The 17,472-nt window shown below is 59.9% G+C and carries 15 protein-coding genes and 1 pseudogene; 13 read left to right on the forward strand and 3 right to left on the reverse strand.

The window, feature by feature from the left end; all coding sequences use genetic code 11:
• Positions 1 to 208 precede the first annotated feature (208 nt).
• From ndk to VDP61_RS11415, 3 genes are all read left to right on the forward strand, one after another.
• Positions 209 to 631 carry a nucleoside-diphosphate kinase gene (gene ndk, locus VDP61_RS11405; protein ID WP_323007018.1) on the forward strand — a complete coding sequence of 141 codons (423 nt, stop codon included), beginning with the start codon at positions 209 to 211 and terminating at the stop codon, positions 629 to 631.
• 113 nt (positions 632 to 744) lie between these two features.
• Positions 745 to 2,559 (forward strand): ABC-F family ATP-binding cassette domain-containing protein, encoded by a 1,815-nt coding sequence (locus VDP61_RS11410; protein WP_323007019.1) that lies wholly within the window; start codon positions 745 to 747, stop codon positions 2,557 to 2,559.
• A 178-nt stretch (positions 2,560 to 2,737) separates the two neighbouring features.
• On the forward strand, positions 2,738 to 3,337 hold the full coding sequence (locus tag VDP61_RS11415; protein ID WP_323006209.1) for an outer membrane protein: 600 nt from the start codon (positions 2,738 to 2,740) through the stop codon (positions 3,335 to 3,337).
• A 106-nt stretch (positions 3,338 to 3,443) separates the two neighbouring features.
• On the opposite strand, the gene VDP61_RS11420 is transcribed toward VDP61_RS11415, so the two are convergent.
• Positions 3,444 to 4,196, reverse strand: a complete 753-nt coding sequence (locus tag VDP61_RS11420; RefSeq protein WP_323006210.1) for an SDR family NAD(P)-dependent oxidoreductase — start codon at positions 4,194 to 4,196, stop codon at positions 3,444 to 3,446.
• A 321-nt stretch (positions 4,197 to 4,517) separates the two neighbouring features.
• On the opposite strand from VDP61_RS11420, the gene cysS reads away from it, so the two are divergent.
• The 4 genes from cysS (at position 4,518) to VDP61_RS11440 (ending at position 9,830) form a co-directional block, all read left to right on the forward strand.
• Complete coding sequence (gene cysS / locus VDP61_RS11425) at positions 4,518 to 5,972, forward strand: cysteine--tRNA ligase (RefSeq protein ID WP_323007020.1); 1,455 nt, start codon at positions 4,518 to 4,520, stop codon at positions 5,970 to 5,972.
• Between the two features lie 154 nt (positions 5,973 to 6,126).
• Complete coding sequence (cimA, locus tag VDP61_RS11430; protein WP_323007021.1) at positions 6,127 to 7,737, forward strand: citramalate synthase; 1,611 nt, start codon at positions 6,127 to 6,129, stop codon at positions 7,735 to 7,737.
• Between the two features lie 9 nt (positions 7,738 to 7,746).
• Positions 7,747 to 8,508 carry a squalene/phytoene synthase family protein gene (locus VDP61_RS11435; protein WP_323007022.1) on the forward strand — a complete coding sequence of 254 codons (762 nt, stop codon included), beginning with the start codon at positions 7,747 to 7,749 and terminating at the stop codon, positions 8,506 to 8,508.
• A gap of 83 nt (positions 8,509 to 8,591) precedes the next feature.
• Entirely contained in the window at positions 8,592 to 9,830 is a 1,239-nt protein-coding gene (locus VDP61_RS11440) for a lytic murein transglycosylase (protein ID WP_323007023.1), read from the forward strand.
• Between the two features lie 122 nt (positions 9,831 to 9,952).
• On the opposite strand, the gene VDP61_RS11445 is transcribed toward VDP61_RS11440, so the two are convergent.
• Positions 9,953 to 11,179 (reverse strand): MFS transporter, encoded by a 1,227-nt coding sequence (locus tag VDP61_RS11445; protein ID WP_323007030.1) that lies wholly within the window; start codon positions 11,177 to 11,179, stop codon positions 9,953 to 9,955.
• Between the two features lie 130 nt (positions 11,180 to 11,309).
• Between VDP61_RS11445 and VDP61_RS11450 the strand changes: the two genes are divergently transcribed.
• Both VDP61_RS11450 and VDP61_RS11455 read left to right on the forward strand, forming a co-directional pair.
• Positions 11,310 to 11,939: a DNA-3-methyladenine glycosylase 2 family protein gene (locus VDP61_RS11450; RefSeq protein WP_323007024.1), complete on the forward strand. Its 630-nt coding sequence runs from the start codon at positions 11,310 to 11,312 to the stop codon at positions 11,937 to 11,939.
• The gene (locus tag VDP61_RS11455) at positions 11,936 to 12,595 is read left to right on the forward strand and encodes an alpha/beta hydrolase (RefSeq protein ID WP_323007025.1); all 660 of its coding nucleotides are present in this window, start codon (positions 11,936 to 11,938) and stop codon (positions 12,593 to 12,595) included. Before VDP61_RS11450 ends, VDP61_RS11455 begins: the two co-directional genes overlap by 4 nt.
• A gap of 518 nt (positions 12,596 to 13,113) precedes the next feature.
• Here the strand turns inward: VDP61_RS11455 and VDP61_RS11460 are convergent.
• Positions 13,114 to 13,536: a helix-turn-helix transcriptional regulator gene (locus VDP61_RS11460; RefSeq protein ID WP_323007026.1), complete on the reverse strand. Its 423-nt coding sequence runs from the start codon at positions 13,534 to 13,536 to the stop codon at positions 13,114 to 13,116.
• 846 nt (positions 13,537 to 14,382) lie between these two features.
• Here VDP61_RS11460 and VDP61_RS11465 point away from each other — a divergent pair.
• The 4 genes and pseudogenes from VDP61_RS11465 to tnpC form a co-directional block, all read left to right on the forward strand.
• Entirely contained in the window at positions 14,383 to 14,892 is a 510-nt protein-coding gene (locus VDP61_RS11465; RefSeq protein ID WP_323007027.1) for an HNH endonuclease, read from the forward strand.
• Between the two features lie 118 nt (positions 14,893 to 15,010).
• Complete coding sequence (gene tnpA, locus VDP61_RS11470; RefSeq protein ID WP_323007028.1) at positions 15,011 to 15,439, forward strand: IS66-like element accessory protein TnpA; 429 nt, start codon at positions 15,011 to 15,013, stop codon at positions 15,437 to 15,439.
• Positions 15,436 to 15,789 (forward strand): IS66 family insertion sequence element accessory protein TnpB, encoded by a 354-nt coding sequence (tnpB, locus tag VDP61_RS11475; RefSeq protein ID WP_323007029.1) that lies wholly within the window; start codon positions 15,436 to 15,438, stop codon positions 15,787 to 15,789. Before tnpA ends, tnpB begins: the two co-directional genes overlap by 4 nt.
• A gap of 166 nt (positions 15,790 to 15,955) precedes the next feature.
• Positions 15,956 to 17,444: pseudogene (gene tnpC, locus VDP61_RS11480) on the forward strand (IS66 family transposase); the annotation flags it as partial.
• Between the last annotated feature and the right edge of the window lie 28 nt (positions 17,445 to 17,472).

The raw sequence follows: 17,472 nt of genomic DNA on the forward strand, positions 1-17,472 counted from the left end.
GGTTGCAGAGGCGCCCACAAGCAGCGGGCGGCCTTCGACGGAATAGCTGATATCTGATATACGTAACATGGGTCACGCCTTGCCCCATGCAGCGCGCCGCGTCAACGGGGCGCGCACGCGCAGATGGGCTTTTCAAGCGTTGCCTCTCATGTTAGCAGGCACCCATAAACATCACGCGGACTTCCGCGCATATCAAAGTGAGATGACCATGGCCACTGAACGCACCCTTTCGATGATCAAACCCGATGCCACCAACCGCAACCTGACCGGAAAAATCAACGCAAAATTCGAAGACGCGGGTCTGCGGATCGTCGCGCAAAAGCGGATTCAGTTGACGCCTGCCCAAGCTGGCGCGTTTTACGCTGAACATTCCGAGCGCCCGTTTTATGGCGAGCTGTGCGAATTCATGTCCTCGGCGCCGATCATCGTGCAGGTTCTGGAGGGCGAAGGCGCCATTTTGAAAAACCGCGAAGTCATGGGGGCAACGAACCCGGAAAAGGCCGATGCTGGCACGATCCGCAAAGAGTTTGCCTTGTCCGTGGGGGAAAACTGGGTTCACGGCTCTGACAGCCCCGAGTCCGCTGCGCGTGAGATTGCCTTCTACTTCTCCGGCCTTGAACTGGTTGGCTGATCGCCTACGATTTTTGAGTCGAAAAATCAGAATTTTCGCAGAAAATTCGCAAGCCGCCTCCAAGCTTATCCAGCGGGGGCGGCTTTTCTATACTCTGACAGACAGGTAATCCAATGGCCCGCGCCCCACTTTTGCAACTTTCCGGTATCATGCTCACCTTTGGTGGTGATCCGGTGTTCGACAATCTCGATCTTGTGGTGCATCCCGGTGATCGTGTGGCGCTGGTTGGCCGCAATGGCTCGGGCAAATCCACCTTGATGAAGGTGATGGCCGGTTTGGTGCAACCTGACGCCGGCACCCGCGTTGTGCCGCCCGGCGTGACTGTGGGCTATATGGAGCAAGATCCAGATCTTTCCGCTTATGAAACGCTGGGCGATTACGCTGCCGCCACCTTGCCCGAAGGTGAGGAATACAAGGTCGCGATGGTTGCCGAGGGGCTGAAATTCAATCCTGAAACGCCGGTTGCCTCGGCTTCGGGGGGCAAGCGCCGGCGTGCGGCCTTGGCGCGACTGATGGCTGAAGCCCCCGAACTGATGTTGCTGGACGAACCCACCAACCACCTTGATATTCAGGCAATTCAATGGCTTGAGGAGGAGCTGAAATCCACCCGCACCGCCTTTGTGCTGATCTCGCACGACCGCGCCTTCCTCAAGGCGCTGACCCGCGCGACGCTGTGGATTGATCGTGGCCAGGTCCGCCGCCGCAAATCCGGATTTGACGGGTTTGAAGAATGGCGCGAAACCGTCTGGGCCGAGGAGGACGAACAGCGCCACAAACTCGACCGCAAGATCAAGGCCGAGGCGCGTTGGGCCGTCGAAGGCATTTCCGCCCGCCGCAAACGCAATCAGGGCCGCGTGCGCGCCTTGGCCGAACTGCGGGCCGAACGGGCGGGCCAGATCCGCCGCCAGGGAACAGCGGCAATGGCGCTCGACTCCGGCACCACATCGGGCAAACGGGTGGTTGAGGCAAAGGGTATCAGCAAGGCCTTTGGTGACACGCAAATCGTCAATAATCTTGATCTGCGGGTGCTGCGCGGCGATCGTATTGCCTTTGTCGGCCCGAACGGAATCGGCAAAACCACTTTGCTGAAGATGCTTACTGGCGAAACCGCGCCCGACAGTGGCACAATCACCCTTGGAACCAACCTTGAAATCGCGGTGTTTGACCAGACCCGCGCGCAGCTTGACCCGAATGCAAGCCTTTGGGACAACCTGACAAATGATCCGTCTATGGCGGTTTCCGGCAGTTCGGATCAGATCATGGTGCGGGGCAACCCGAAACATGTCGTCGGTTACCTGAAGGATTTCTTGTTCAATGAGGCACAGGCCCGCGCGCCCGTCCGGTCCCTTTCCGGCGGTGAAAAGGCGCGGCTGCTGTTGGCGCGGATCATGGCCAAACCGTCCAACCTGCTGATTTTGGACGAGCCGACCAATGACCTTGATGTCGAAACCCTTGATCTGTTGCAAGATATCCTTGGCGATTATGACGGCACTGTGCTTCTGGTCAGCCATGACCGCGATTTTATCGACCGGGTGGCGACCTCGACCGTGGCGCTGGAAGGGCAGGGCCGGGTTGGTGTTTTTCCCGGCGGTTGGTCTGATTACATGGCCCAGCGCGATACCGAATGGGCGCCAGAGGCCACGTTCAAAGCCAAAACCCCCACCCAAGCCACCGCCAAACCCGATGGAAAACGCGGCGAGCGTTTGTCGTTTACCGAACGCAAACGGCTGGAAGATCTGCCCGAACTCATCGCCAGAATGGAAGCCGAGATCAGCAAGCTGGCGGAACTTCTGGAAGCGGATGATCTTTTCACCAAAGAACCCGTTAAATTCCGCAAAGCCTCGGAGATGATGGCCGACCGGCAGGCCCAACTGACGGCGCTGGAAACCGAGTGGATGACGCTGGAAGATAAGGGCTCTACCCCTTAACCCTTTAATCAGGCTGAATTTTGCCGATAAAGCCGTGAATTGGCGGCTTTCAGCCAATCTGCGGCGCTTGGGGGCATGTCTGCGTGGCGCGACCTTAAAAAACGGGAACCGCATACCTATCTAGGGGTTGTCAACACAGTCGGTATGATCCGAACGCAAGGACACGAAAGGTAGATACATGAAACTCTTTACATCCCTCGTACTCGCAACTTCCCTCGCAGCCCCGGTCGCCTTCGCCGGTGGTATGGCAGAGCCGGTGTCAGAGCCTTATGTTGCGCCGGTGGCGGTGGTTGCGCCGGTAACTGGCGATTGGACAGGGCTTTACGCCGGTGTCCAGCTTGGCTATGGCGATGTTTCGTCCAATGCCATCATCCCTGCCCTTGACGGCAATGGCATGATCGGCGGGGTACATGCAGGCTATCGCCACGATTTCGGGCAATTCGTCACCGGGGTCGAGCTTGCCTATAACGCCGCAGATATTGACATTGGCCCCGGCTCCAAGCTGGACAGCATCACACAGTTGAAGCTGATGGGCGGTTATGATTTCGGTCAAACGCTGCTCTATGCAACTGCAGGCGCGGCCCATGGCAAGGTTAGCGGCGGCCCTGCAGCCGGGTCCGACAATGGCTGGCTGATCGGTATCGGCATGGATTACGCGATCAATGACGCGTGGACCGTGGGTGCAGAACTTGGCCATCACCGCTTTGATGATTTCAACGGTTCGGGTGCCGATATCCGTACCAATCTGTTCCAGGTCAAGGCGGCCTATCGGTTCTGATCTGCGGGTTCTGAACTATCGGCTCTGATCGGCGGGTCAACCGCATGGTCTGGCAAAGCACAGTTAAATAAGGGGCAGGGGGAAACCTCTGCCCCCTTTCGCATGGTCAGCGCATCCGCAAGGCCCCGTCCAGCCGGATCACCTCACCATTCAGATAGCTGCATTCGACAATGAAACCGGCCAATGCGGCAAATTCTTCCGGGCGGCCCAAGCGTTTGGGAAAGGGTATATCGGCGGCCAGCCCCTCTTGAATGTCCTGGCCCAGCCCTTCGAGCATCGGCGTTGAAAACACGCCCGGCGCTATGGCGCAGACCCGTATGCCTTGCGCTGCCAAATCCCGTGCGGCAGGCAGGGTCATTCCGACAATCCCGGCCTTGGACGCTGCATAGGCCGTTTGCCCCTTTTGGCCGTCGAAGGCCGCGATAGAGGCTGTGTTGATCAGGACCCCTCTTTCTCCCTCGATCGGATCATTTGCGGCCATTTCCGCCGCAACAAGACGCATCGTGTTGAAACTGCCGACCAGATTGATGTCGATTATACGCTGAAACAGCGTCAGGTCATGCGGGCCCTCGCGCCCCACAACCTTGGCCCCGCTGGCAATCCCGGCGCAATTCACCAGCACAGATATCCGCCCCATGGCGGCTTTCGCTGCGGCAATGCCCTGCGCAACAGACGGCCCATCGGTCACATCCACGGCGACAAATTGCGCGCCGATCTCGGCGGCCAGCGCGTTGCCGCGCAGCGTGTCGCGATCAAACAGCACCACTGCCGCCCCCTTGGCTGCAAAGGCCCGCGCGACCGCAGCCCCCAGCCCCGAGGCCCCGCCCGTCACCACTACCGCACTGTCCTTGATCTGCATCGTTTCCCACCCTTTGCGCTTCACTTGAACATAGCTTCAATTACCCCAAGCCTGCCCCGGCTGTCCAGAAAAGCCGCCCCTACCCAAATCGGCACGCGCGCCACCGCACAACAGACTTGGCAGCGCGGTGCGCGGTGTGCTAACCCAAGCTGATGAAAAATACAGGCCGCCTTTGCATTTGCTGCATTACCCGCTGACATAGCTGCGCGGGCAAGCCTTCTTTTCGTTTCCAATCAAAGACGAAGTTGATATGCCCGCCGGGAAGAGTTGCATGTGCTGCGGCCCAATAGGCCGCGCGAAGGGCCAAGCGAGGGTAAACCCATGATCGAAATCAAACTGCACAACACCAAAACCCGCCGCAAGCAGGTTTTTACCCCGATTGACCGCGAAAATGTACGGATTTATCTGTGCGGGCCTACGGTGTATGACCGCGCGCATATCGGCAACGCGCGCAATGTGATCATGTTTGACGTGCTGTACCGCCTGTTGCGCCATGAATACGGGGCAGACCATGTGACCTATGTGCGCAACTTTACCGATGTTGATGACAAGATCAACGCCGAGGCCCTGCGCCGCCAGACCGCAGGCGAGACAGGCACGCTGGAAGAGCTGATCGCGCAGCGCACCGAGGAAACCATCGGCTGGTATCATGCCGATATGGACGCGCTTGGCAATCTGCGCCCCGACCATGAGCCGCGCGCGACCCAGTATATCCCTGAAATGATCGCGATGACCGAGGACCTGATCGCCAAGGGCCACGCCTATGAGGTCGAAGGGCATGTGCTGTTCAACGTGCGTTCCTTCCCCGAATACGGCCAGCTTTCGGGCCGCTCGGTTGATGATATGATTGCGGGCGCACGGGTAGAGGTCGCCCCCTATAAACGCGACCCGATGGATTTTGTGCTGTGGAAACCCTCGGACGCCGAAACGCCGGGATGGGACAGCCCATGGGGCCGGGGCCGCCCCGGCTGGCATATCGAATGTTCAGCCATGTCGCAGGCGCTGCTGGGGCCATCGTTTGACATCCACGGCGGCGGCACCGACCTGACCTTTCCGCATCACGAGAACGAGCTGGCCCAAAGCTGCTGCGCCAACCCCGATGAGGGGTTTGCGAACATCTGGCTGCATAATGAGATGTTGCAGGTCGAGGGCAAGAAAATGTCCAAGTCATTGGGCAATTTTTTCACCGTGCGCGATTTACTGGACCAAGGGATTCCGGGCGAGGTGATCAGGTTTGTATTTTTGCAGACGCATTATCGCAAGACGATGGACTGGACGGCAGAGAAGGCCGCGCAGGCAAGGGATACTCTGGGAAAATGGCGAGGTTTGGTTAGGGGTGTCAAACCATCGGAGCCGCACCCGATCATCATTCAGGCACTTTCTGACGATTTAAACACTTCTATGGCTATTTCGGGATTACATGCATTGGCGAAGGAAGTCGAAAAATCGGGGATTGGTGCACCACAGTTGGCGGCATCGGCTGCTTTGCTGGGATTGTTGACAAATGATCTCTCAGATTGGCCCGAGCAAGGTGAGCTTAGTTTGGAAATACGAACTCAGATCAAGATGCTTGCAGAAAGATGGATTGGTTATCGTCGGAAAAAGGCTTGGTCATCAGCGGATAGTCTGCGCGATGGGTTACTGGAAGCGGGCGTGAGACTTTCTGTCGATAAAACGAATACAAGTGAGTGGCGATATGAGAATCCCGACATGCTGACTGTAAGTGAGTGCGAGCAGAAAATTGAGCAGCTTGCAAGGGTTGAGGGATTGCTATGAAGGTGATTTCTTCAACAATATTTCAACCAAAGGACATCAGCCGCCCCGGGGAGGGCAGTTCGGGCGTGGTTCTTGTGGCAAGCGCCGGGGGCTGTCTGCCCCCGGACCCCCGAGGATATTTGTGCCGAAAAGAATGCGGTAGAGGGGATTTTCTATGACTGAACGCCTCTACCTCTACGACACCACCCTGCGCGATGGGCAGCAAACCCAAGGCGTGCAATTCTCCACGGCGGAAAAAATTCAGATCGCCCAAGCGCTGGATGCTTTGGGTGTTGATTATATCGAAGGCGGCTGGCCCGGTGCGAACCCGACCGATAGCGAGTTTTTTGCGCAGCATCTGAAAACCCGCGCCACCATGACCGCCTTTGGCATGACCAAGCGGGTTGGGCGCTCGGCGGAAAATGACGATGTTCTGGCCGCCGTTCTGGATGCCGATACCGCTGCGGTTTGCCTTGTCGGCAAGACGCATGAATTTCACGTCACCACCGCATTGGGCGTGACGCTGGAGGAAAACCGCGAGGCGATTGCGGCCTCTTTTGCGCATATCATCGCAAAAGGTCGCGAGGCCCTGTTCGATGCCGAACATTTCTTTGACGGCTACCGCGCCAATCCCGATTACGCGCTGTCATGCCTGCGCGCTGCTTACGGTGCCGGGGCGCGCTGGATTGTGCTGTGCGATACCAACGGCGGCACTTTGCCTGCCGAGGTGGGGCGGATTACCGCCGAGGTGATTGCGGCGGGTATTCCCGGCGACCGGCTGGGCATCCATTGCCATGATGATACTGGCAATGCCGTGGCCTGTTCGCTTGCCGCGGTCGATGCGGGGGCGCGGCAAATTCAGGGCACGCTGAACGGTTTGGGCGAACGCTGCGGCAATGCCAATCTGATTTCCCTGATCCCGACGCTGTTGCTGAAAGACCCCTATGCCAGCCGCTTTGAAACCGGCGTCAGCAGGGACGCACTGGCCGGATTGCTGCGCACCAGCCGGATGCTGGACGATATTTTGAACCGGGTGCCTGCGCGGGGGGCGGCCTATGTTGGCGCGTCAGCCTTTGCGCATAAGGCGGGGCTGCATGCCAGCGCGATCATCAAAGACCCCACGACCTATGAACATATCGCGCCCGAATTGGTCGGCAATGCCCGCATCATCCCGATGTCGAACCAGGCCGGGCAGTCGAACCTGCGCGCCCGGCTGGCCGCGGCGGGGATCGTGGCCGACGCCAAAGACCCGCGCCTTGCCGGTATTCTTGATGAGATCAAGCTGCGTGAGGATCAGGGCTACGCCTATGACGGCGCGCAGGCCAGCTTTGAACTGCTCGCCCGCCGGGCCCTTGGCCTCTGCCCGCAGTTCTTTGAGGTAAAGCGCTACCGCGTCACGGTAGAGCGCCGCAAGAACAAGCGCAATCAGACCGTGACCTTGTCCGAAGCCGTGGTGGTGGTGAAAATCGGTGATCAAAAGATGCTGTCTGTCAGCGAAAGCATGGATGCATCGGGCACCGATCGCGGCCCCGTCAACGCGCTGTGGAAGGCGCTGGCCAAGGATCTTGGCCCCTATCAGGCCTGCATCAACGACATGCATCTGGTCGATTTCAAGGTTCGCATCACCCAAGGCGGCACCGAGGCCGTGACCCGCGTCATCATCGACAGCGAGGATGCGACGGGCAAGCGCTGGTCTACGGTTGGGGTCAGCCCGAATATCGTTGATGCCAGCTTTGAGGCGCTGCTGGATGCGGTGACCTGGAAGCTGATCCGGGATGGCGCATAGGGGCGGTACATGGAAAATCTATTGGCGCAGATTGAACGTGGCGACCCCACCCGCCATGCAGCCCTTATGGCGGCACCACCAGCGGCGCGCAAACCACTGGCTGCACTTTACGCCTTCAACCTTGAAATCGCCCGCGCGCCCTGGGTCACCAAAGAGCCGATGATCGCGGAAATGCGCCTGCAATGGTGGCGCGATGCGCTGGAAGATGCCGCCAAGGGTGTTGTTCGCGCGCATGAGGTGATGCCGCCGCTTGCTGCGGTGATGGCCAGCCGTGGCCTGCCGCTTGACGCGCTGGACCGGATGGTCGAGGCCCGGCGCTGGGATATCTATTCCGATGCTTTCGCCGATCAATCCGCCTTTGACGCCTACCTGAATGACACCGCTGGCGGGTTGATGTGGCTTTCGGGCAAGGCCCTTGGGGCAGGGGCGGCGGATGAGGCGGGCTTGCGTGATTTTGGCTGGGCCGCAGGGCTGGCCGCCTATCTGCAAGCGGTGCCGGAATTGGTGGCGCGTGGCCGTATTCCGCTGCTTGATGGCCGGGATGAGGGGGTGAAAGCGCTTGCCGAACAGGGTCTTGCCCGTCTTGCCTTGGCCCGCAAGGCCGCCATTGACCCCGGCGCAAACCCCGCCCGGCTTGCCGGATGGCAGGCGCATGGCTTGCTGACCATGGCGGCGCGGGAACCGGCCCGTGTGGGTGAAGGCGCGCTGCATCTGTCTGAGTTTTCGCGCCGTGGGCGGCTGCTGTGGCAGGCTTTCACCCATCGCTTTTAGCATCTCTTTCCCCGCCCCCTGATTTGCGTTACCCTGACAAAAAACGGGTGAATGCCCGGCGTGGGTTTGAGGAGCGGCAAGGCATGCGGGTTACCAAAAGAACAACTCTTATCGGGCTGGGCGCGTTGATGCTGTCGGGCTGTGTCGGCGGCGGTGGGCGCAGGGGGGCGGTTTCGGCGCATAGCGCCCCCCAGTTCCGCCCGGTCCCCAACGAAGGTTTTGACCGGTGGGTCGCAGGGTTTCGCGCCCGCACAACCAGCATCAACCAAAGTACGATGAACGCGGCCTTTCGCAACGTGGGCTTTCTGCCCGAGGTGATAGAGCGCGACCGCAACCAAACCGAATTCAAGCGCAGCCTGCAAGATTATCTGGCCATCGCCGCCTCGGAAGAGCGCGTTGCCAAAGGTCGCGCCGCATATGCCCGCCACCGCAACACGCTGGACGCGATTGAGCGGCGCTATGGCGTAGAGGGCCATGTGGTTGCCGCGGTCTGGGGTCTGGAAAGTTTCTTTGGCGAGCGGCGCGGCGATGTGCCGGTGATCTCGGCGGTGGCCACGCTTGCCTATGATGGGCGGCGCGGGGCGTTCTTTGAAAAACAACTGCTTGCGGCGCTGAAAATCCTGCAAAACGGCGATATCACACCAGAGCGGATGACCGGATCATGGGCAGGCGCGATGGGTCACACCCAGTTCATCCCCACCTCTTACCAGCTGTTCGCGGTTGATTTCACCGGCGATGGCCGCCGCGATATCTGGTCCGAAGACCCATCGGATGCGCTTGCCTCTACCGCCGCCTATCTGGCGAAATCGGGCTGGACCAAGGGCCAGCCCTGGGGGGTCGAGGTGCGGCTTCCGGCGGGGTTTGATGCGGGGCTTTCAGGGCGCAAATCCACCCGCAGCCCGGCTGACTGGGCTGCCCTTGGCGTGCGCGATATGGAGGGCGCTGTGGTGCCCAACCATGGTGCCGCCTCTATTCTTGTTCCCGAAGGCACGCGCGGCCCGGCCTTTATGACCTTCCGCAATTTCACCGCCATCACCCGCTATAACAATTCCGAAAGCTATGTGATCGGGGTTGGTCATTTGTCTGACCGCATCCTTGGCCGCCCGGCAATCCGCGGCAATTTCCCACCCGATGCTGCTGGTATGCAAATCAGCGACCGTCAGGAAATGCAGCGCCTGCTGACCGCCAAAGGCTTTGATACCGAAGGCCATGATGGCGTTATCGGCCCCAAAACCCGCGCTGCGATTTCCGCCTATCAGGCCAGCCGGGGAATGGCGGTGACCGGCGAGCCGAGCCTGGACCTGCTAGCGAGCTTGCGCTGACGCAGCAGGCCAAACCCACAACAGGCCAGATATATGCTGGCGCTGGTCTGCAATCAAATGCGGGCTGGCGGTAAGGCAGCGGGACGGGGCGGGGCGGGGCGGGAAAACAACGTCAGGCGCGCTTACCCTGTCCGGTGCTCTTTTGGCTGCATCGCCAGCCAGATCAACGCCCCGCCGGCCAGCACGAGGAAGGGCAGCATGGCCATATTCACCGCCGCCCAGCCTTCTTCAACCGAGCCGCCCGAACAGTTCATCAACCCGCCCGAAGACAGCGACGCCATGGTGACGCCACCAAAAACCACCAGATCATTCAAGCCCTGCATCCGGCCACGCTCATGCGGGGCATGGGCCCCGGCCAGCATCGTTGTGGCGCCGATAAAGCCAAAGTTCCAGCCGATGCCAAGCAACACCAGCGCCACAAAAAAGTTCTCCAGTTGAACCCCGGTCAGCGCGGCCCCACCTGCAGCGGCCAGAATCACCAGCCCCAGCCCGATGATCCGTTCCACACCAAAGCGCGCAATCAGATGGCCGGTAAAGAAGGATGGTACATACATCGCCAGCACATGCGCCGTCACCACATCTGCCGCGTTCGAGGTTTCAAACCCGCAGCCCACCACCGCCAGCGGCGAAGATGTCATCACCAGGTTCATCAAGGCATAGGAAACCGTGGCACAAATCACCGCAACAGCGATACGCGGCGTGCGGATCATTTGCATCCGGGTGCGCCCCAGCGCGTCACCGATTTTCGGCTTGGCGGGCTTGGGGATGTTCAGGCCCAAAAACAGAAAGGAACCGACGATGTTCAGCACGATCACCGCCAGATAGGTGCCCATGAACGGCACCACAAAGGCCTGTGCCGTCACTTTGACCAGCTGCGGCCCGATGATGGCCGACAAAAGCCCGCCCGCCATTACCCATGAAATCGCCTTGGGGCGAAATTCTTCAGAGGCGGTATCGGCGGCGGCAAAGCGGTAAAACCCCTGGGCCGACATATAGGTGCCCGAAAACAGCGCGCCCAGCAGGAAAATCGGGAAGGACGCGGAATAGAGCCCGTATGCCCCGATCGCCGCCCCGATAGCGCCCGCTGCCGTGCCGATCAAGAACCCGGCGCGCCGCCCGTATTTTTGCATGACCGACGATAGCGGCGTCGCCGAAAGCATGGAGCCCACGACCATGATCGAGATCGACAGCGTGGCCCAACAGGCGTTTGAGGCCAGGGTTTGCCCGGCAAGCCCCGCAATCGTAAAGATCATCGGCATCTGCGCGCCCAAAAACGCTTGGGCGGCAACCAAAACCCACACATTGCGGCGGGATTGGGCGGGGGCGGGGAGGGTGCTGGTTTGGCTCATGCCGTTGGCATATTCGCGCAGACCCCTTGCGGGCAAGAGACAAATTGTCATGGCTACAATGCCCGCTGGGCATTTTGGGGTTTCGCTGCCATTCCAGCCCCGCTAGCCTGCCTGAAAAGATGGGGGCGGGATGATCGGACGAGTTATCAAAGAGGATGCCTGCGTAGCCGAAGGGGCGGCTTGGCTTGCAGCCCATGATCCGCGTTTCGCGGCGGCTCTGGACCAGGTTGGGGATTTGCCGTTGCGTTTGCGACCGGGCGGATTTTCGGCGCTGTTTGATGCGATCATCGGTCAACAGGTCAGCACCCAATCGGCCCAGGCGATCTGGACGCGGCTGCAGGCTTCCGGGCTGATCGAAGAATCCGCTGTGCGCAACGCCAGCGAAGTGGAATTGCGGGCCTGCGGCCTGTCACGGCAAAAGATCCGCTATGCCCACGCGCTTGCGGCGGCCCGCATCGACTACGCGGCCTTGCCGCAGATGCCGGATGAAGCGGTGATTGCCACCTTGACCGAAGTGCCGGGCATTGGCACCTGGACGGCCGAGATTTACGCCATGTTCAGCCTTGGCCGTGCCGATGTGTTCGCGCATGGCGACCTTGCCCTGCAAGAGGCGGCAAGGCGCTTGTTCGGGTTGGATGAGCGGCCCAAGGAAAAGCAAATGCGCCAGATGGCTGCGGGTTGGGTGCCCTGGCGATCGGTTGCAGCAAGATTGTTATGGGCCTATTACAGGGTTTCGACCGCGAAAGAAGGGATCAGATGACACGTAAACTTACCTCCGCCCGCAGGGGTGCCCCGCTGGGCCAGGCCCGTAGCATGGTTGTCTTTGTGCATGGCTACGGCGCGGATGGCGCGGATTTGCTGGGGCTTGCCGACCCGCTGGCCCCCCATTTGCCCCATACGGTTTTCTTCTCGCCCGATGCGCCAGAGCCGTGCAACGGTGCGCCGATGGGGCGGCAGTGGTTTCCGATCCCCTGGCTTGACGGCTCTTCCGAAGAGGCTGCGCGGCAGGGGTTGCTGGCGGCGGCGGATGACCTGAACGGTTTTCTGACTGAAAAACTGGCCGAGGAAGGGCTGAAGCCCGATGCGCTGGTGCTGGTCGGCTTTTCGCAAGGCGCAATGATGAGCCTGCACATCGCCCCGCGCCGAAGCCCGGTGATTGCCGGGGTGGTGGCAATTTCCGGCCGGCTTTTGTCGCCTGATCTGCTGCATGAGGCCGTGACCAAACCACCGATTCTGCTGATCCATGGCGATCAGGACCCGGTGGTTCCGTTCGAGGATATGGGCCTGGCGGGCAACGCCCTGCTTGCGGCCGGGTTTGAAACCTATGGTCATGTCATGAAAGGTACAGGCCACGGCATTGCCCCTGATGGGCTGTCGGTGACCCTCAGCTTTCTGGTCGAGCGGTTGGTGAAATAAACGGCCACCCTCGCCGCCCCCTGCGCGCTTCACTTGTTTGGCATAACCCGAGCAGTGCAGATCAGGGGGCGCCAAGGTGGCGCTTGGCACCCTGCAGAGCCGGCCAAGGATCATTTTCTAAGAATTTATGGTGCTGTGAGAGAGGATTGAACTCTCGACCACTTTATATATATCAATGGGTTACGTGGAGTTCTGGCACCATGTAAGGCAACTATTCTGGCACCGCTTTTCTTGTGAAATTAATTTCGTTCATTGTTATTGTAGTGGAAAAATCAGTGCAAGCAGTTGGGGTGTTTTTCAACAAGAACGGCGTGCCGCCGGGGAACGGCTGACCTCTTCACGCCGGACCCCTCACCCAGTATCTAACAGCTCTTCCAGCATCTGGACGCGCACCAATGTAAGCTTCGGGTCACGACCGCCACTGATGACCCTGATGAACTCAATCCAAGCCCTCTCATTCGTGGTGAGTTGGTCCCACAGTCCCGCTGGACCCTTGGGTGATGTGAACAAGGGTTCATTCATTTTCCAAAAATCCCCCTCAGTGCAGAGCGCGAACGGGCTGTCATCCGCGGATCGCTGTTATCTGATACGTCACGCAGCTCCGCCAACCAGCCACGTTCGTTCTCGCTTGCGGGCGTGCCGAAGATTTCAATAATAGCTTTTGCCGCAGTCGCGCCTACCGCCTGATCAAGCGCAAGGCGCATCAAGTATGCCGGGTCCACCTCGAGCGCCTTTGCCAATGATGGCATACGATCCAATGGCACTTTGTTTTTGCCGTTCTTGAGGTAGGTTACCATGTTGGCATTTGCAAAGCCTGCCTCGGCGGCGATGTCTGCCTGGGTCTTACGATGCGCAAGGTCGCGGATACGTTCCGCGATCAGCTTTGCGGTTGCAGAGTTTTGGTATGGGTTTGTCATATCTTCTCTCATAAGGTTGATCACATGACTTACTTACAGCGTCGCGAACGCACGGTCGGGTGGGACTATTGACGTTTGTTCAAGAAATGCGAAGTCTTAGAAAAACGACGCGTTCTTCATGGGGATGCAGCCAGTATCGGCAGGTCGGGGGCGAACGAAACCTCCACCTTCAGCATCGCAACCACCGGATCGGTGATGAAACCGCTTGGTTGGTGTGACAGAGACGCTCAGCGCGCCCCCCCACAGGGCCGTCTGGCTTACTTTGCGCAGAGCGATAAAGTCCGAGGAGTGGTTACGCTGGCAGCGCTCCTGAGCGGTGGTGCGCGATGGCGTATAACACGCGTTGAGGGAGATTGATGTCGGCGAGGGTCCGAACAGGTCGACCCCTCAGATATGGACAGTCTGAAATTCTAGGCGCCGAGGTGGTTTGAAATGTGGCGGACCTCCTTTAGCAAGCTTCGTGATCGGAATGACGTCCGCCTTCCCGGTCCGACCCATGGTGTGCATTGCAGCGGTTCGCTCAATGGACCGCTTATATCCGATTGGTTGTCGGACGCTGTCACAACGATCATATCAATGCCGCAGCCGCAGCCGCAGCCGCAGCCGCAGCCGCAGATAGCGAAGCCAGTAGCCTCCGATTCTCAGAGGTACTAGATGTCTCAGCGACGGCTTGTCTGCCCTCCACTAATGGGGAGGCGTCGTGTGTTCTTAATGATCGTGTTCCTCCATCGTCAGCCAAACCAACACGAGGCTCTATAATCTTTGATCACCCTCCCTGAGCTCTGAGATCAGATGTTCAAATCAATCAAAATATGTTATACTATAACATATCCTCCTTGTGGAAGCTCTTCCGCCACCGCAAGCTGGATCATGTATAATCGCTGGAGCGAACAAATGTTGACACAAACGCGACTACGCCAAGTTTTGACTTACAAACCCGAGGCAGGCTGCTTCACATGGGTGAGGGGTGCCAAGGCCGGCAAGGTCGCAGGCACCCTTCACGATGCGCGTGGCTTCTTGAAAGTCAGCATCGACGGTGAACGCCATCTGTTGCACCGCTTGGCGTGGCTTTGGATGACTGGCGCTATGCCAAGATCGAATATCGCACACATAGATCAAGATCGCAGCAACAACCGCTGGACCAATCTACGCGAAGGCGAACGCATGCAGGTGCTGGCGCATCGTGCGCCATGGCGTGGTCCGACTGGGATGGCCGGCGTATGGAGCGTTGAAGACCGATTTGAGGCAATGATCGACATAGACGGCGTTCTTATAAATCTTGGTCACTACACAACGGCAACGGAAGCCCAAGAGGCGATTGCGATAATTCAGCGCCGTGCACGTGAGCGGCAGCGCCAGAAACTTCAAATGGCAGCCTAAGGTTTACAACAGCGCCGACTGTGTAAGCTTTTCGTAAGCGTTTCCTAGGCGGCACCTTCCCAGTTTTTGCCTGACCTGCAACTCCACGGCTGATGGAGATCGGGGCAGGAGTTTCGCGATGGCGACTACGGTGGAGTTTCTCAGGGACTACGGTGTGGAGATACGGGCCAATGGTCAGAAGCGGTGGCCAAACGAGGTCAAGGCGCAGATCGTTGCAGAAAGCCTGATGCCTGGTGTGACGGTGAACGCGGTTGCGGCGCGGTATGGGCTTCGGGCGAACCACTTGTCGGAATGGCGTGGTCGGGCGCGCGACGGGAAGTTGGTTTTGCCTGCGCTGGCGGACAGCGGCTTTTGTTTTGCGCCTCTTGTGCTGTTGGATGAGAATACTGGTGCTGTGCCAACGCGTCCTGAGCGGCCGGGCCAGTCTGAAGCGCAGCCCTTGGGATTTATCGAGATCGCCGTGGGCCAGGTGACAATCCGGTTGGACGGTGCAACGACAGCCACGCGGATTGCCGGGATTGTGCGGGCGCTCGGGCCGTCGTCATGATGCTCCCCTCGAACCGAGTGCGGTTTCTGGTCTCGACGCAGCCTGTCGACTTCAGGAAAGGCCATGATGGCCTGGCAGCGGTTGTGTCGTCTGTGCTACGCAAGGATCCGTTCACCGGCACGGTCTTTGTGTTCCGCTCGCGTAAGGCGGACAGGTTGAAGCTGCTCTTCTGGGATGGCACTGGCTTGGTGATGGCCTACAAGCGGCTGGAGGATGCGACATTCACTTGGCCCGCGATCAAGGATGGGGTGATGGCGCTGAACCACGCCCAGTTCGAGGCGCTGTTTGCGGGTCTCGACTGGCGCAAAGTAAAGGCATTGGAGGCGCGCCCGCCAGCTGCGGCCGAGTAAATCAACCGCTTGGTTTGGCGTGTTTTTGCGGGGGTTTTTATGGTAGCTTCAGCCCATGCAAACCGCACCCGTCATCGACCTTTCCGCCATCCCGGCCGCGCAACGCGCGGCGGTGCTGGCGTTGATGGAAACGGTGGCGACACTGACAGAAATCACCCGTCGGTAAGAGCATCTCATCGCCGAGCTGAACCACGCCCTGCATGGCAAGCGGTCAGAAAAGCTGTCTGAAGATGAACGCCAGCTGGCGTTCGAGAGCCTGTCCATCGCCTTGGCCGAGGTTGAGACAGAAAAGAAAACGCGGGCCGCCAAGGCGGACAACGGGACGACCAAGCCTACGCCCAAGCGCACCATCGGCAACCTGCCAGCCGCGCTGCCGCGGATCGAAGAGATCGTTGAGCCCGCCAGCCTGATCTGCCCCTGTGGCTGCGGTGTCATGCACAAGATCGGCGAAGACCGCAGCGAGCGGCTGGACATCGTGCCGGCGCAGTTGCGCGTCATCGTGACCGTGCGGCCGAAGTATGCCTGCCGGACCTGCACCGACGGGGTGACCCAAGCCCCAGCACCCAGCCATCTGATCATGGGCGGCCTGCCGACCGAGGCCACCATCGCCCATGTGCTGGTCAGCAAATATGCGGACCATCTCCCCTTGTATCGCCAGAGCCAGATCATGGCACGGGCGGGCCTCGATCTGCACCGCGCCGTGCTGGCCGACTGGGTCGGCAAGGCTGCGTTCCACCTGAAACCCATCGTTGACCGGCTGGCCGACCACCTGAAGCGGTCATCCAAACTGTTCATGGACGAGACAACAGCCCCGGTGCTGGACCCGGGGCGCGGTGTGACAAAGACCGGATATCTCTGGGCGCTCGCCCGTGATGACAGGCCGTGGGGCGGCGAGGACCCGCCCGGCGTCGTCTACTTCTATGCCCCCGGCCGCGCGGGCGAGAATGCCGAAACCTTCCTCACCGGCTTCGATGGCATCCTGCAGATCGATGGTTACACCGGCTACAACCGCCTGACCAAACCCGCGCGCAAGGGAGGTGCGCCCATTCGGGTGGCGCACTGCTGGGCGCATGCCCGACGCAAACTCAAGGAGGTCTTCGATCGCGACGGATCGGAGATCGCCGCCGAGGGTCTGCGCCGCATCGCTGAGTTCTATGCCGTCGAGGCCGACATCCGCGGCGTCTCGCAAGGCCAGCGCCTATCTGCCCGCCAAGCCCGCACCGCGCCGTTGGTGGCCGCATTCGGTGACTGGCTGCAGACCCATCGCCGCAAGATCTCCGCAAAATCCCGCCTGGGCGAAAAGCTGACCTACATCCATAACCACTGGGACGGGCTGCAAACCTTCCTGCAGGACGGCAGCGTGGAGATTGACTCCAACAGGGTTGAAAACCTGATCCGCCCGATAGCCCTTAATCGCAAAAACGCGCTCTTCGCCCCCTCTCGGGATTTTGGCCTTGCCAAAACCCTGCCGGGCAACGGGGCATGACGAAGGCGGCATCGCCTGGGGCCGCATCGCCTCGCTCATCGAGACCTGCAAGATTAACGGCATCGAGCCCTTTGCCTATCTCAAGGCAACCCTGACCGCGATTGCCAACGGCCACCCACAAAGCCGCCTAGACGACCTGCTGCCGTGGAACTTCACGCCGCCAAGATAAGGTGACAGTGCTACCCAGCGACCGCTTA

This window comes from Pseudorhodobacter sp. (genome assembly GCF_034675685.1).
Lineage (GTDB): Bacteria > Pseudomonadota > Alphaproteobacteria > Rhodobacterales > Rhodobacteraceae > Pseudorhodobacter.